This window comes from Bdellovibrio sp. ZAP7 (assembly GCF_006874645.1).
Taxonomy (GTDB): Bacteria; Bdellovibrionota; Bdellovibrionia; order Bdellovibrionales; family Bdellovibrionaceae; genus Bdellovibrio.
In genome coordinates, this window is sequence record NZ_CP030082.1 from 686768 (window position 1) to 703256 (window position 16489).

11 protein-coding genes are annotated in these 16489 nt (G+C 46.2%); 8 read left to right on the forward strand and 3 right to left on the reverse strand.

Translation table 11 applies throughout. The features are described 5' to 3' along the window. Positions 1–4: 4 nt before the first annotated feature. The 6 genes from DOM22_RS03405 to DOM22_RS03430 all read left to right on the forward strand — a co-directional run bounded on the left by DOM22_RS03405 (position 5) and on the right by DOM22_RS03430 (position 9547). A complete protein-coding gene (locus tag DOM22_RS03405) occupies positions 5–1018 on the forward strand; it encodes a hypothetical protein (protein WP_142699036.1) in 1014 nt (337 codons plus the stop codon). Next, positions 1019–2140 (forward strand): hypothetical protein, encoded by a 1122-nt coding sequence (locus DOM22_RS03410; protein WP_142699037.1) that lies wholly within the window; start codon positions 1019–1021, stop codon positions 2138–2140. 6 nt (positions 2141–2146) lie between these two features. Continuing rightward, positions 2147–4876 (forward strand): PD-(D/E)XK nuclease family protein, encoded by a 2730-nt coding sequence (locus DOM22_RS03415; protein ID WP_142699038.1) that lies wholly within the window; start codon positions 2147–2149, stop codon positions 4874–4876. Then, positions 4852–7950 carry an exodeoxyribonuclease V subunit beta gene (locus DOM22_RS03420; protein WP_142699039.1) on the forward strand — a complete coding sequence of 1033 codons (3099 nt, stop codon included), beginning with the start codon at positions 4852–4854 and terminating at the stop codon, positions 7948–7950. The genes DOM22_RS03415 and DOM22_RS03420 overlap by 25 nt, the downstream gene beginning before the upstream one ends. Positions 7951–8020: 70 nt before the next feature. After that, complete coding sequence (gene rnhA / locus DOM22_RS03425; RefSeq protein ID WP_142699040.1) at positions 8021–8770, forward strand: ribonuclease HI; 750 nt, start codon at positions 8021–8023, stop codon at positions 8768–8770. Positions 8771–8773: 3 nt separating this feature from the next. Beyond that, positions 8774–9547, forward strand: a complete 774-nt coding sequence (locus DOM22_RS03430; protein ID WP_142699041.1) for an SDR family oxidoreductase — start codon at positions 8774–8776, stop codon at positions 9545–9547. Positions 9548–9576: 29 nt separating this feature from the next. On the opposite strand, the gene DOM22_RS03435 is transcribed toward DOM22_RS03430, so the two are convergent. The 3 genes from DOM22_RS03435 to nadB all read right to left on the reverse strand — a co-directional run bounded on the left by DOM22_RS03435 (position 9577) and on the right by nadB (position 12700). Beyond that, on the reverse strand, positions 9577–10164 hold the full coding sequence (locus DOM22_RS03435; protein ID WP_142699042.1) for a hypothetical protein: 588 nt from the start codon (positions 10162–10164) through the stop codon (positions 9577–9579). After that, entirely contained in the window at positions 10164–11015 is an 852-nt protein-coding gene (locus DOM22_RS03440; RefSeq protein WP_142699043.1) for an alpha/beta hydrolase, read from the reverse strand. The genes DOM22_RS03435 and DOM22_RS03440 overlap by 1 nt, the downstream gene beginning before the upstream one ends. Before the next feature lie 71 nt (positions 11016–11086). After that, positions 11087–12700 carry an L-aspartate oxidase gene (gene nadB / locus DOM22_RS03445; protein ID WP_142699044.1) on the reverse strand — a complete coding sequence of 538 codons (1614 nt, stop codon included), beginning with the start codon at positions 12698–12700 and terminating at the stop codon, positions 11087–11089. A gap of 148 nt (positions 12701–12848) precedes the next feature. Between nadB and DOM22_RS03450 the strand changes: the two genes are divergently transcribed. Beyond that, on the forward strand, positions 12849–14999 hold the full coding sequence (locus DOM22_RS03450) for a sensor histidine kinase (RefSeq protein WP_142699045.1): 2151 nt from the start codon (positions 12849–12851) through the stop codon (positions 14997–14999). Then, positions 15000–16487: a GGDEF domain-containing protein gene (locus DOM22_RS03455; RefSeq protein WP_142699046.1), complete on the forward strand. Its 1488-nt coding sequence runs from the start codon at positions 15000–15002 to the stop codon at positions 16485–16487. It begins immediately after the preceding gene. The last annotated feature ends 2 nt before the right edge of the window (positions 16488–16489 follow it).

Genomic DNA, 16489 nt, shown 5'->3' on the forward strand with positions numbered 1-16489 from the left:
GGGCATGAGTATTTTTACGCGCATCTTTATTCTAATAACTACGTTAGCGATCACAAGTTCTTGTGATAGCCCGAACGTATTATCTGAAGTTTCCAACAAGGAAACTGATGAAGCGTATTTGATCGATGCTAAAAGCGACCTTGACGATATGGAGTGGGATTCCACGATCAGTATCGTAACCGGAAAAATGTCTTCCGGTTATCAATCTCGTCGTGATGTTAAAATGATTCTTGCTTCCGCATATGCGGGAAAATGCGGATTGCTGTTCTTTGACCTTATTCAAGGGATGACCAATAACTCCGCGACCGAAATGTTCAAATACTTTATGGGAATCTGGGGAGGGAAAACTGTCGATCCAGATTCTTGTGAGTTGGCGATCGGAGTCTTGCAGGGTATTGGTACTGCCGCTCAAAGAACAACAAATGAAAATCTATTCTTGGCATTGTTGGGTGTCGCCCGTATCGGTACAAACCTTTCGGCACAACTTGATTCTGGCGATCACAATGGAGCTATGGATGCTGATGCGACTGTGTGCCACGAAGATGGCACCGGCACTTTGACTAAATGGAAAGATGCTCCGGATCCGATTCCTGGTGCAAATTACTATCGCACGACTTTCGGTTTGCCCCCAGCGGGAAAAACCAAATATATGAGCACGACAAATATTAAACGTGTGGCTTCGGGCCTAGGTTTGATTTTGGAAAACATGGCCTCTTTAACGGATGCCTTGGGTGGCGGTACAACCATTGGTGCGCTTGGCGATTTAAGTGATGCCTGTGATAATGCAATGTCAGCTATCACAGGGGTCGCTACAAGTTGTGCGACCATGACCACTCCTGCAGCGGTCAGCCCTGAGATGGTGTATGCGATGCGATTCATGATGGATTCGGCAGAGTTCGGTTTTGGAACTTGCAGTATTGCGAATTCAGTTACGTTTATCAGCAATTTTGCGACATTCACTCCACCAGTTCCGGCTGATTTGTGCTGTCCTACGACTTCGATCCCAGGAGCGCCTTAGATGTTGCGCGCCTTAATTCTGATTTTCACTTTTATGATTTCAACTGTCTCCTTCGCTCAGTCATTGACGGAATTTGCCCGCAATGCTCGATCCCTGGGAATGGGGGGAGTTTACGTTCCCTTCGTGAATGGAGCCGACGCTGTGTTTTACAATCCAGCAGCGCTGGGTAAGGTGCAGGGTCTTGATATCAAGGCCGCCGAGATCGGTGTGAGCCTGAACTCTTTGTCCAAAGAAGACATCGAATCACTGCAAAACTTCGATCCAAATGATTCCAGCACTTATAACTCGTTATTCGGTAAGCGTGTTTGGGTTCAGGCGACTGGAAAATCAGCGATTGCAGTCGGTAACTTTGCAATTGGATATTTGAACGATATCGAAACGTCCTTGGAACTTCATAATCCATCTTACCCGCAATTCGAAACTTACTTCCGACAAGATGTTGGATATTATCTTGGCTACGCGATCAATATTGCACCGGGAACTTATCTGGGAACTTCTGTTAAAAGAGTGGATCGTTGGGGCGGGGTTAAACAAGAACTCAGTATGACCGACGTTTCTAACGCCAGCGGATTTAACGACATCGGAGCTTTCTTCGATGACAAGGGGCAGGCATACGGGATTGATATGGCTTTGGCGACGACGATTGATTTGCCATTGTTAAAACCGACTCTAGCATTGGTGTGGCAGGATATGGGTAACACCGCGTTTAGAAAAACCGCGGGAAGTGAAGCTCCTCCTCATATTACACAAAATTTGATTTTGGGTGGCGGCGTCACTCTGGATTTACCTGGTTTGGACATTTCTGCGGGCGGTGAAGTGCGCCATTTGCTCGAGCCCGACATTGAAGCTGGTAAAAAGCTCCACCTTGGAGCTGAGATTTCTTTACCTGTCTTTGATTTGCGCGCAGGTTACAGTCAGGGCTATTTAAGCTATGGCGTAGGCATAAATTTATTTATTCTTCACATTGATGCTGTAAGTTACACCGAGGAACTTGGGGCCTATCCGGGCCAAGCAGCGGATAATCGTTATATGATCAGCGTTGGCATCGATTTAGGCTTTGATGCAGACTTTAAATTCACAGATAATCAGGGTAAAAGACGGAAACTAAAACAACGCCGGTAAACCTTGATGCTACAAATTGTCCCAATCGAAAATCGCTCGCAGATCAACGAGCTATTTGCCAAATACAATCCACGAGAACAGTCGTGGCTGGTTTCGGATTTGCGCACCAAATTCGAATTGCAGCAAAAAATCTTAGCTCGTGACGGCCAGTACGTGGACGAATCGGTTCTGCGTGCCAGCGATTTGTGGAAGCTGTTGTTAAAACGTCTGGAGCCGCGCCTGCGTTTGGTGAGTAATCCCTTCGCGCGTTCCATCTTACGTACAATTTTGGATGAAAACGCCGAAGCCTTGGGAGTGAACTCTTCCGCGGAAGACACGGTCTTTTCGTATATTGATCAATTAGCAGCAATCATTTTCCATCCCGAGGGAACGCAAAAGCTCAACGATTGGTTCGATGAACATCCTGAAGCCAAAAATCGTTGGGGCGCCTGGTATCTGCGTGCCCGTTTCTGCGCGATTCAGCTTTTAGAAAAATACAACATCATCACGGCGGGTTGGATCACGTCTTATCTTCAAAATTTCAATGACCTTGAAAGAGTTTGGGATATTCCATTGATCGTGGATTTAAGTGGCGAGATCTCCCGCGTCGAGGCCGAGATTCTAAGAACTCTGTCGCGCACCATTGACGTTGTGGTGTTGGAACCAACGCCAACATGGCGTGATGAATTTAAATACCTGTTGCGACCCTATGAAGATTTGCGTGGGCAAAGTTCGTCCATTAAAAAGCTTCAGCCTGCGGCTCCCGTAACTAAGACCAAAGAAGTTCTGCGCTTCTCGGGGATGCTGGCTGAAATCAAAAATTCTGTGGGCCAGGTTCGTAAATGGCTCGAGGCGGGGATTCCTGCTGACAACATTGCAGTGATTGCTCCTGATATCGAGCAATACTGGCCCGTGCTGCAAGCTTTCCTCAAAGAAGAAGGCATTCCTGTTCAAAAAGATATTACTCACAAAATCCAAAGTTTGCCTTCGGCGACTCGCTGGCTGGCAACGTTGCGTGCAAAGAGTGGGCGCCTGTCCTCATCAGATTTGGAAATCTCGTTTTTTGAAAAACATGAATCCCAAGCGCTTCGCTACGAAGACTTCAAAGCTTTATTTAAAAGTCTGTACGTGAATGAGGATCTGGCCCGTAATGAACTGATACATAAAATTTATTTCGAGCAGATTGATTTAAGCGGCCCTGTGGTACGCGATGAATTTGTTGGGAAGGCCTTAAGTTTTTGGAGTTCCTCTGATACGGAAGTCGTGCAAATCGTGTTGCGCGAACTTTTGCAGAATGCGACGGCCAATACCAAATTGATCTGGAAAGAATGGCTTAGCTATCTTGAAAGTATCGTCGCGGCCAAAGAATACAGTCTGGAAAAAGGCGAGAGTTCTGGTGTTCTGGTCACAAAGCTGATGTCTGCGTACAGCGAAAAAGCCCGCTATCGTATATTCGTGGGACTGACAGATGAGTCTTTGAAGTCTCGCAATAAAACTCAGCTGTCGGGCTCTGATTATTTTGATCTTGCCAAAGATATCGGTTTTTATCTGGATAATCCCGATCAAAGCGATTTGGCTTTTGAGTTGAGACTTTTAGCGGAAGCTGATTCTGTCCACGACATCTATTGTTTCGGGGGAACAGACCTTTCAGGCACTCTTTGTTCACCATCCACTTTTTGGATGAGTTTAAATGAAGGTCATGCCCACGAAACGCTGACTGTTCCTATGGAAACTCGCTGGGATGAAATTCAGTATTCCAAGCAGGGTGCAAACAGAACTTGGATCGATAGTCGTAAAGCCGAAATCGAGCACAAAATTCAACTGGATCTTGGAAAAGCAGATTTGCCTTTAGTGGAACTTAAGAAGCTCCCAAGCATTTCTGCCTCTGCGATTGAAAGCTATTTGGAATGTCCGTTTATTTTCGCGGCCCAAAGATACTTTAAGCTTAAAGATCTGCCCGAGGTGGATCTGGATGTGGATCACCGCACTCGCGGGCAGTTAGCCCATGCCTTGTTTGAAAAACTCACTCAAGAACCCATGCGCTTTGATTGGCAATCCGCTGAGATCGAAGAAATTTTGGAATCCGTCCGCAAAGACAAAAACATGCTGTTTGCAGACGAGCGGTTGTGGCTGCCTCTACGTAAAAAGCATGTGCAGTTAGCACAAAGATTCCTGGATTTTGAAAAAACTTGGCGCCAGGAATATAACCTGACCAAAACTCTGGCGCGAGAAAAGCGTTTTGAATTTTACCTGGATCCAAAAAGTGAAACCCTCAGTAAAGAGGCAAGCGATGGTGCTTTTCGTATCTCGGGTTCCATTGACCGTGTGGATACTGACCAAGACGGCCACTTGGTATTGCTGGATTATAAAAGCTCCGCCGGCGGTATTTCAGCCCACGGTTCATGGCTTAAAAACCATGAACTGCAACTTTTGTTTTACATGTGGGTGATTGAAAAATCCCTGATGGAGGAAATGAAGGGCGAAGTCATTGGCTTGTTTTATTATATTTTCCGTACTTTTGATCGCAAAGGTTTCCGCGTAAACGACAAAGCGGGCCGTTTGTATCCTGCGACTCGCACCAAAGACAAAAATGCCACTTTGGAAGCGAAGGAACTTTACCTAACAGAGTTCTCGAAAATTTTGCTGGCAACCTTGGAACGTATTCGTCTGGGCGAGATTCGTCCCGCACCGGTAGATACGCAAATTTGTACCTCGTGTGAATGGAGAAGACAGTGTCGAGCACCGCACCTCAATTAAAAAACACGATTCTTCGCGCGGGTGCGGGAGCCGGTAAGACCACTCGTTTGACCGAGTTGTTCCTGGATTATGCCGCTTACTTTAAAACCATGCATGGCAAGTTGCCACGCATCGTGGTGACAACGTTCACTCGTAAAGCCACACAAGAATTAAAAGAGCGTCTTTCCGCAGAAGCCTTAAAGCGTAAAAGCGACGAGCTTTTCCATTATGCGAATTCTCGGTCACAGGTTCAGATTTCCACGATCCACGGAGTTTTAAGTCTGTTTTTATCCCGCTATGGCTCTGCCATCGGTTTAACTCCGGATTATAAAATCATGAGTGACAGTGAAATTCGTCGTGGTGCGCGTAAAATCATGCGTAAGCACATCCTGGAAAATCCAAATCTTCAGGAACTTTTGGAAGAGTACGAATTCAGCGTCATCGAAAGTGCACTTTTACAATATTTCTCGGAAAGAATCGTCTTTCCGCAATTGCATTTTATTTCGGCTGAAGAGCAAGAAATTGAAACTCGCAAGGTCATCAAAGACATCGGTGGTCGTTTAAAACGCGTCTGTCTTGAAATCGATCAGGAAACTGATAACGAAAAATGGAAAGAGTACGTCGCGAGTCTGTGGTCCTTTAACTGGGATGCGCAGGATTTAGGCCAGTTCTTTGGAATGTTGCAGGGGATGTGGGATGGGATTACAAAGCCCCAGTATCGCAAGGCATCTCCGCCATTTAGTGGCAGTTTGAACGATGAGCTTGAAGAGTTGCGTGATCGTATCGACAAATTGTTAGAAGCCTCCCGCTATCGTCCTGACTATTGGATGAAGCATCAAAAGAACTGTGAGCAGTTCGAAACACTGGCACGACTTTTCTGTCAGGATTTGATGCAGCAAAAACTGGAAAGCGGTTTGCTTTCCATGTCTGATTTGGAAACGTTAAGTTATAAAATTATCAAAGAGTCTCCGGAATCTGCAGAAAACTTCTCGCAAGAGTGGGATTTCTGGATGGTCGACGAGTATCAAGACACCAGCCCGATTCAAGTGGAAATCTTGCGCAGCCTGATTGGCAGCAAGCTTCATTTCGTGGTGGGTGACCCTCAACAAAGTATTTACTTGTTCCGTGGTGCCCGCTCTGAAGTTTTCCAAGAAAAGGTGAATGAGATTTCCCTGCAAGAAGGCGACGTTCAGGAAAAACTGGTGAACTATCGTTCCACGCCGGAAGTTTTGGAATTTTTTAATCACTACTTCACTCGCTTGGATAAAAAGCAATTTGCTTCCATGACTCCGCATCCTGAAAAAGAAAAAAAGGGACCGGCGGATCCCGTGGTTCAAGTTTTAGTGACTGAAACCACAGCTGAAGACGAAGTTTCTAAAGAATACCTGGGCACGGTGTCGCGCATTCAAGAACTATTGAATGAGGGTGTATCGCCAGAGCAAATCTGTGTTCTTTCCAGAACACATAAAGTTTTGTCTGATATTGCGAAAGTGGCACAAGATTACGGTGTTCCTTTGCAACTTCACAGCGGCAGTGGCTTTTATGAACGCCGCGAAGTTTTGGATGCACTATCGATTTTAAAGTTCCTGGTGAATCCGCACGACAATGCGAATTTCGTGGCCCTCCTGCGTTCACCGTGGCTGGCCATGACCGATACCGAAATCATGGATCTTTGTCATAGCTTCAAACACTCTTTCTGGAGAGAAGCTCTAAAAACTCTTGAAGGCAGATCCGCCCAGCATCCGATTTCGATTTTAAAAACGTTGCTGGACACCAGTGAAGAAAAAGGTCTGTCATTCACTCTGAAAAGTGCTTTGATTGATTTGGGTCTATTTGATTATTCCGCACGCATTGATTCCACAGGCCGTCGCGAGGCAAATTTGTGGAAAGTCGTATCGCTATTAAGCGAAGAAGAACGTCGTCCTGGTTTTAACTTTCTGGATTTCCTGGATAGCAGTCTGGATTCTTTGTCGACGGATGAGGGTGGCGAAGATTCAGATGCAACCCCCGTGATTGAACCAAAGCGGGTGAACTTCATGACCGTGCATGCCTCCAAAGGTTTGCAGTTTGAACACGTGATTTTGCCAGGAATGGGTAAAGATCCGCGCGCAAGCTTTGCTCCGGTAATTTCTTTCCATGAAAAAACAGGTCAATGGACTTTGAAAGTTCGTGATGAAGACACACAGATGTTGGCGGGCAGTATTCTGGCCGATCAAATCATGGAAGAGCTTCGTCGCCGTGAGGGTGACGAGTTCCATCGCGTGCTTTATGTGGCCTTAACGCGTGCGAAATCCGGTGTGACTTTGCAATGGGACGAGAAAAAGATCGGGAAAAAATCCTGGGCGGCTTTGTGTCCTTTGAATATCGAAGAAGGATTCCACGAAGAGACTGATTTTTCTTATGTCGTACGCCGTGAAAATCCACATCCGGTAAAAATGGCGGATCAAGAGCTTGAACACAAAGAATTGCGTGCACCTTGGTCCGTAAACCATAAAGAAGAAAAGCGTAAGTATATTTCTGTAACAGAGTTAGTTGCGCCTGAAGCTGTCTCGGGAAGTGAATACGTGCAAACGGTTGCGCAATTGGCACCGGGATTGGCACGTGCTCAGCAAGGAACAATGGCTCATCGCCTGTTTGAATCCTTGAAATTCACATCTTATGAAGACCTGTTAAAGATCTCTGATGAAGATTTGAAAGCGCCTCTGACTTTCCTGGCAGAAACGGAACAACTCCCGCTTTTGAAAATCATTGAAAATGGTTTTGTGGAGTGGGGGTTTGCTTTGATGGAACAAAATGCTTTAATGCAAGGTCAGATCGACTTGTGGGGCATCGTTGATGATACCGTTTGGTTGGTGGATTACAAAACGGGCTCGCAACGTTATTCAGAAACTGCGTTTAAACAATTGGAAGCCTATGCCTGGGCTTTGTATCGCATGAAGTATCTGGATCGGGTGAAATCCGTGAAATTGGCGGTGGTTTATCCGATGGATGAAATCGTGAAGATCAAGGAAATTCCGCAGCTGACAGAGCTGAACACGCGTATGAAGTCGCAGATTGCTGAGTATATTAAGCAACCTGATAATAAGCGCCCTTAAGGGCCGCGCGACGATATGAAGCGGCCGTCCAGCAGTTGACTCTGTGAGGGCTCGTCGTCACGATCAGGGTGTGAAAAACAATCGCGGTTATATCCAAATTTTTTCTGATGGTGCTTGTTCTGGAAATCCCGGTCCTGGTGGCTGGGCGTCGGTCGTTTTGTTACCCGATGACACTGTTACGGAATTAGGTGCCGGGGATCGCGCAACGACGAACAATCGTATGGAAATGAAGGCCACAATCGAAGCCTTAAAGTTCGTCGCAGAAGTTCCAGGTCCTGTGCATTTTTATACAGACTCCACCTACGTTATTCGCGGAATTACCCAATGGGTTTTTGGTTGGAAAAAACGTGGTTGGAAAACCGCTGAAGGTGCTGAAGTTTCCAATCGTGATTTGTGGGAAGAGTTAAGCCAAGTTGTACAAGCCCGTGGGCCCAGCAATAAAGTCGATTGGCGCTATAGCCGTGGTCACGTCGGTATTCCGGGGAATGAGCGCTGCGATCAGATCGCCGTCGCCTTTTCAAAAAATGATTACATCGATTTATATTCCGGAAGTCTTAAAAATTACCCTATCAATATTTTGGAAGTCCCTGCGGATCATTCTTTGCCAGAGATGAAATCTCCGACAGAGAAAAAAGCAGCGTTCAGTTATTTAAGCAGTATCGGTGGACTGGTGTATCGTCATCGTGATTGGCCATCTTGCCAAAAACGTGTGAGTGGTAAGTCCGGTGCAAAATTTAAAAAATCCACCTCGGCACAGGATGAATTAGAAATTCTAAAATCCTGGGGCCTGCCAGTCAGCACACCGATCAAAGAAGGATAGTCTATGGAAATTACAGGACGACATATTCTGATTACAGGCGCAAACCGAGGTATCGGTCGTGCTTTCGCAAAAATGTGTGCGGAAGATAAAGCCAATGTTCACTTGGTGATTCGTAAAGAAGATCCCGAGCTGGTGGAAGAGCTGAATTCCGCTGGAGCCAAGTCCGTCACGGTTTGGATTGCGAATCTCTCCGACCGTGCTGCCGTTTCGGAGTTAATTAAAAAACTTCAAGATGTGCAGATCGATATTCTGTTCAATAATGCCGGTCAATTGACAGGTGGGTTGTTGGAAACACAATCCATGGATGAAATCTATGAGATGTTGCAAGTGAATGTGAACAGCCTGATTCAGCTGACTCACGGCTTGTTGCCAGGAATGCTTGCTCGCAAACGCGGTAAGATCATCAACAACTCAAGCGTTGCTGCCTACATGTATTTCCCTTCAAACTCCACGTATGCGGCATCCAAGTCAGCTGTCGTGGCCTTTACTCAATGCTTGCATGCCGAGTTAAAAGACACGGGTGTTTCGACTTTGCTTTTGATCACGCCGGGAATTAAGACTCGAATGTTTGATAAGGTTGTTGATGTTTTCAGTAAAAACATGGAAGTTCCGAATGATACTATTTCGCCGGCTCAATACGTTAAGATGATCCGTGAGGCGATTTTGCATGATATCGATGTCTTGGAGCCATCGGGCTTAACAGGCTGGGCGCTGAAAGCCGCGAAGTTTGCAAAGCCGCTGTTTGATTTTGAAGTGGGTCGTCGCTTCCGCCGCTAATAAAAAAGGGGACTTATGGTCCCCTGTGATTATTTTGTTTTATTGAAGTGTAAAGTCCCTGATCCCAAAGGCCCGGTGATTGTCACCTTCATCTCTTTGCCTTCGATGGTTTTAATAGGAACCGGGAAGTTCAAGTTGTACGCGGTATAAAAGCGATTGTGAGTAGGGTAAAGGCTTACCAGCTCCGCCAGCGCCGCTTTATTGCGGGTGACTTTGCCTTCATAGCGTTTGCCCTCTACATCCAGAAACGTTCTCCACAAAGTCGTGTCCTTCTGAAGATCGTCGTTCTTTCTTTCTGGAGTATAGAAGCTTAAAAAGAATTCTGTCTCAGTGCTGAGCTTAGTTTCGCGTTTCGCTTTTTCAGATGCAAATTTAGAATCTTCCCAAAGATAAAAACGAGTCAGTTGATCTAATTGAGCTTCCGTTACTTCGGAATTCAACAAAGTCGCCTGCATTTCTAAAACATTGTAAAGTCCCGAGTACTTTGTCGTACGGTCCGAGAACTTCTCGACCGTTTCAAAATACTGATTCTCGGTGCGTAGGGCGCGACCTGTTTGTGTCACTTCATAAGAGGCGCAACCTGCGATTAACAATGTTAAAACCAAAATATATTTCATTAACGAGACTCCAAAATACTATCCAGAAATCTTTTAATATCAGCAAAAGCTGTTTCGCGCATCACATCGTTGATGATTTCATGCTTAGCATTAGGGTACACCTTGATTTCTTTGCGTTTGCTGCCCAGGCGCTCATAAAACTTCAAAGCTTCTGGTGTGCTGCAAACAGGATCCTTTTCAGGAAGCAAAAACAAAGCAGGCTTTTTGATTTCATTGGCACGAGGTCTGACGTACTCCCAATTTTCCAACATGCCCACAAAAACTCCAGGAGACATTTTCGTATGACGAAGAGGATCGTTTTCGTACTCGCGAATGACGTCAGGGTCACTGGTTAGTGATTTGTTGGATAATTCATTCCCCAAAGTCAGTTTCGGTAAAATCTTATTCAGCAAAAATGCGGCTGAAGATTTCACCAAAGGAACTTCCATGGATAATCCCAAAAGGGGTGCGCTGATAACCAAGGCATCATGTCTGATGTCGGGATTTTGCAAAAGAGTTTTTAACTCCACCAAGGAACCCATCGAGTGACTGTAAAGTACAACCGGGCCTTTTTTCACTTTTTCGATGGAAAGAACTTTGTCCAAAAAGATTTTATGATCGCGGCAGTAATCATCGAAATGAACACCGTATCCGCGACGACCTTCCGAGCGACCATGTCCACGAAGATCCCAGGCATAGAATGACCATTGATCGTCTTTGAAAGCTTCAAAGAGGCGATGATAACACTCTGAGTGCTCACCATGTCCATGCGTTAGAATGATCGTGCCCTTCGAGTTGGGATTGTCCCAAACTTGAAAGAACAGATTGGTGTTGTCGAAACCTTTAAAAAAGCCTTCTTCTCTTTTGAGCATATAAATTTAGATTGCCGCTTGCCCCGAATGAAAACAAGGTTTCTTTTCAGCTTCGTGGCCCGGTTTTAGGTCTAGATCAAACCTCGCACCACAATAGTGTCGTGTGCAGGGTCTTGTTGTTCTGGAAAATCGATATTGTAGTGAATGCCACGGCTTTCCTCGCGGCGAAGAGCACACTCCACTGACAGATTTGCAACAATCGCAATATTACGAAGTTCCAGGATGTCAGAGTGGATTTTCATATTGGAATAATAACCTTTAAGCTCGGAAAGAATATTTTCCAAACGGTGTTGTGCGCGCTCCAAGCGTTTGTTGGAGCGAACAATCCCCATATAGTTCCACATCAGGCGACGGATTTCCTCCCACATGTGAGTGATGACGATCATCTCATCGTCATTGGATTCCTCGGGATGGGTCCAGGCTTTGGGTTCCATCGGGAAAAGTTTAATCGAATCCCCTTGTGCTTTGAGTTGTTCAGAACAGTTGTGAGCTGTCGTCAAACACTCAAGAAGTGAGTTCGAGGCCAAACGATTTGCGCCATGCAATCCCGTGCAAGCTGTTTCACCAATTGCCCACAAACCCGGTATATCGGTGCGACCATTTTCATCCGTCAAAACACCACCGCAAAGGTAATGGGCGGCGGGAACAACGGGGATTGGTTGCTTCGTCATATCGATTCCCAGTTCCATGCACTTTGCATAAATTGTGGGGAATCGTTGTTTCAAAAATTCTGCATCCAACTTGGTCATGTCCAGATAAACGCATTCGGCTCCGGTGCGTTTCATTTCTTTATCGATGGAGCGAGCCACCACGTCCCTCGGAGCCAGTGAGGCAAGTTTGTGATATTTGTGCATAAAGGGTTCGCCCTTCGCATCGATCAAAACTCCACCTTCACCACGCAAAGCTTCTGAAATCAAAAAGTTGCGAGAGCTTGGGTGAAACAGACACGTCGGGTGAAATTGCATGAACTCCAAATTCGCGATTCGCGCGCCCACGCGGTAAGCCATGGCGATGCCGTCGCCGGTCGCACCACTCCAATTGGAAGTGTAAAGGTAGACTTTCCCGGCGCCACCGGTTGCAAGGGCTGTGTTTTTTGCTACAAAAGTGTGCACTTCGCCTGTGTTTTTATCCAACGCATAGGCGCCGATGCAAGTCACCGGAGTCATGTCTGTTGGATCGACTTCTTTGTTCACGATCAAATCGATGGCGTTAAAGCGCTCCAGGAGAGTGATATTATCGTGTTCACGAACTCGCGCCAAAAGTGTGCGGTGAATTTCTAAACCCGTTTGATCTTCGAAGTGCAAAATGCGGCGAAAGCTGTGTCCGCCCTCGCGCGTCAAATCGATTTGATCTGTTTCTTCTCCGCCTTTTTTTCGAAGGTCGAAATGAACACCCCAGTTTATTAAATCCTCAATACGATCAGGGGCTTGGTGGATGTAATTATAGACCACGGTTTCTCTACAAAGACCCGCTCCCGCCACCAATGTGTCCTGGATGTGGGCCTCAAAACTGTCTTCCTCCGACATCACAGCTGCGATTCCACCTTGAGCCATCGAGGAGTTGGTATCGGTCATTTTTTCTTTAGCAAGCACGATCACCTTACCATGCGAAGCCATTTTCAAAGCTAAAGCGAGACCGGCGGAACCAGAACCAATAATTAAAACGTCACTGCGATGGGTACTCATAATGCTGCCTTTCTAGTGCCTTTTAGTGCCTTTGGCAAAGGAGTCTTGCTTGATTCTTGCCAATTAATAAATCTACAATGAAATCAAAGACTCACATGTGAAATAGCTACGCGGTGAGTATAGGTTGTGACAGGAAGGAACAGCTCTGATGAAAGTGAAACTCCTAGCAGTGTTGATCGCAGTGGCGGCGCTATTTATTGGCGCGGTCTTGTGGCGAACAGATAGCTTCGTTTACGGCGATCGCATGAATTGGGTTGAGGCACAGACACGCACACAGATTAGTTCTATCTCCCGTTCTTTGGGGGGCGAACTGAAGTCCTTGCAAAGACTGACAGCTACTTTCAATACGGACAACTTTCAAAAAAACAGAATCAACTGGTCAACGATTGCGCCGTACTATGCAGTAGCATCAGTCGCGGTGAATGGTTCTGATATCGAGCCGCAAGTTTTACTGACCAAAGATAATTCTAAAGCAGCGAACTGGAATAATGCTTTCGTCAAAGCGGCCTTGGGAAAAATTGATAACCGCACAAACGATTTAAAATTCTTTATCAAGCCATTCCAGGACACGAACCGTGGACGTTACGTAGCGGTGGTGTTGATTGAAGGTAATCGTGGTTACGCGCTTTTTAGTTCCGGTGAAATTTTCCAATCGCAAATTGATTCTGAACGTGGAAGCTTAAGTTCTTTCTCTATCGTTACAACAAACGGTCTAACGGTGGGGCACACGATTCCTGAATATCTGGGAACGGTGATGCGCGACGATCCAATGTTCCGCGAGATCGCAAAAAGTGGCGCCACTCATGGGGGCGGTGTTGTTGATGTAAATGCGAAACAAAAACTTTACGGCATGTTCGAACAAGTTCCACAAAGTAATCTGTGGGTGCTAAGTTCAGCACCGATGGCCGAAGCGTTAAAAGGTCGCACCGGTTTATGGTGGCAGTTTGCACTGATGGGCTTGGGTCTGGTGTTGGTGGGACTTGCTGCTGTATTGTGGGTGGTGGCGCCTGCAGAAAATAAAATTGAAAAGTTAGAATCAGATCTGGTCGCAGCACAAAAGAAAGCCGCGGCAGCACCTGCGGTTGAAAAAACGGTGATCGCTGATCCCGAGACGGCACAAAATGAAAAAGTACAAACTTCCATGCGCGTGGCTTCCGCTTTGGCGCATGAAATGCGTGGGCCGCTAAGTTCCATCCTGGGTTACTCGCAAATGATTTTGGCGAAGCATCCAGAGGGCGAGATCGTCGACAACACCGATTCGATCTTACGCGAAACTCGTGCAGCCCGCGAAATCATCAATAAACTTTTGGGATACGCTGGCGAAGAGATCAAAGAAAAAAATTCCATGAAAGTGGAAGGTCCTTTGGCTCGTGCTTTGAAAAACTTGGAAGGGGAGTTGCAGAACAAAGGCGTGAAACTGGTTCGCAATATCCAGGAGACAGCAGCGGTGGATTTGCATGCCGATGCTTTGACCAAAGCATTTGAAAACATTCTGACGAATTCCATCGAGGCGATGGAGCGCATGCCGAAAAAAGAAATCAAGATTGAACTTTTCGAAGACGCTTCCGGAATTCATCTTTCCTTCGAAGATTCTGGCGAGGGAATCGATTCTGCAAATCTATCCAAGATTTTCGATCCGTTCTTTACCACGCGCTCTTTCAAAAATCACATGGGCTTGGGATTGTCCGCGGCCTTTGGTGTTTTGAAAGAGCACAATGCAGAAGTCAAAGTTACTTCCCAGCGTGGCTTTGGTGCCAAGGTGATGATCACGTTTAAAAAACAGCAATCAGTCAGCGTGATCAAGGCGCCGACGATGAAGGCTGATGAAGTGACGCCTCTCCCGGTGGCGCCAGTCGCACCCGTGGTTGAGAAAATCCAAATTCAAGGCGAAGTGCTGCAATTGAAAGAAGAGTCTCCTCACCGCGAAGAAGCGGAGACTGAATTCCTGGAGGCTAAAATGCAATCATCTGTTGGCACTCATTCTCCATTGGACGTGAATCTCGATAAGCTTTTTGAAATGCCTGATGAGCCAACAGTGGTGGCCGGATCCACGGAACAGACAGATGAAACTGAAGCGGTAAAACCGACTGAAGAAAATGGTTCTAAGCCACAAGCTCCGGATCTGGATTTTGTCGACAACTCTTCTGAAGAACGCACTGTGATCGCATCGTCAGCTCCGGTTGATGATGAGTTTACTCCGGTCAGCCTGGTGAACGCGCCAAGTACACCGGCGCCGACAAAGAAATCCAAAGTTGATGGTTATCAGGTCGAAATTCGCAGACCTGGAAAGAGGACGTAATTGGAAATACGTGATCATAGTTCTCAGTTTACCGTTTATGTATTCACATCTGATGTGGATCAGGGCGCTGCCATGAAAGTTCATCTTTCACAGGCTGGCTATGATGCGTACTTCATTCATGATCCCGAACAACTTGAACAACGATTAAATGATACACCTCCGCATCTTTTGGTTTTCTCGACGGCGACTTTGGCGGGAGCGCTAAGTGACTTTGTCGTGCACGTCCAAAAGATCAACGACGAGATTCGCTTTATCGCTATTTCTTCATTAAGCCAGTTTGAAATTTTAAAGCAGTATGAGAGCTTCGGCTTCATGGATGTAATTTCAGACGAGGCCGCTGCGATTGAGTCGCGCGTATTGTGGGCAGTGGATCGTGCCTGCGAAAAAATGTATCTGTCTTTCCAAAATGAACAACTTTTTGAAGACTTGGAATCGACCAAGAAACAACTGGAAGATGTTCATGCCGCAGCCGTAAAGACCATGCAGCACCAAGAAGAGGAAGCCGCACGTCCTTCTTTCCCAATGCGAATTGCTGAGTACCGTTCTGCGCAAAGCAAGGAAGACATGATTCAGAGATTTTTGAACGGGATCTCCGGTTCCCGTTGCTTGTTCTTTAAATTTCTTCCTTCAGTTCGCAGCTTCGTCGCGACTCACGCGAATGGCATTGACGCCGCACAAATTCAAGGTGTGGGCTCACAATTGACGACCGAGGAAATGAAGGACCTGGGTTCATTATTGGCGATGGGATTGTTGCCGGCTAAATTCTCGTCGATGTTGGTTGAAGCCTTTCATTTGAATCCTCCGAAAGCGATTCCACTTTATGGGAATAGCCAGTTGGAAGGGCTTTTCGTTTATTCTGGTAGCATGGATAGCAAGGCTGTGGCCCAGCTGACGGATGAATACACATTATTTAATCTGTGCTATTCCAACTTTGTTTTGGAAAAGAAGGTCGACGCGCTAGAAGTCCAAGATTTCGTAACAGAGCTTTATAATCGCAATCACTACGTTAAGATCATGGAAGAAGAAGTAGCCCGTGCGCGTCGTTTGAAGCAGCCGTTAGCTATTGTGAAGATTTCCATGGATGATTTTTATGAGATTGAATCATCTTTGGGTGAAGCAGTGAGAGATGAGTTGCTTAAATCTCTCGCAACGGTCATAGCAAAATCAAGCCGTACGAACGATACGAATTACAGAACTGCCGCGAATGAGTTGACGATGGTGTTGCCTCACTGTTCTAAAAAAGGCGCAGCCTTAAGAGCGGAGCGTGTTCGTCGTGTAGTCGAGGGCAGTTCGTTCCTGGACAAAGGAATGAAAATTTCTATCAGCCTGGGTGTCAGTGAATATCCTTCCTTGTGCGACTCTGCCAAGACTTTGGATGAAACTGCAGCCAAAGCTCTGGCGCATATTGCAGATAAGGGCGGAAACAAAATCTGTTTGTATAAAGCCCCTGAAAGTCACAAGCCTGAATTCGAAGTTCCGGCTGAATAGGA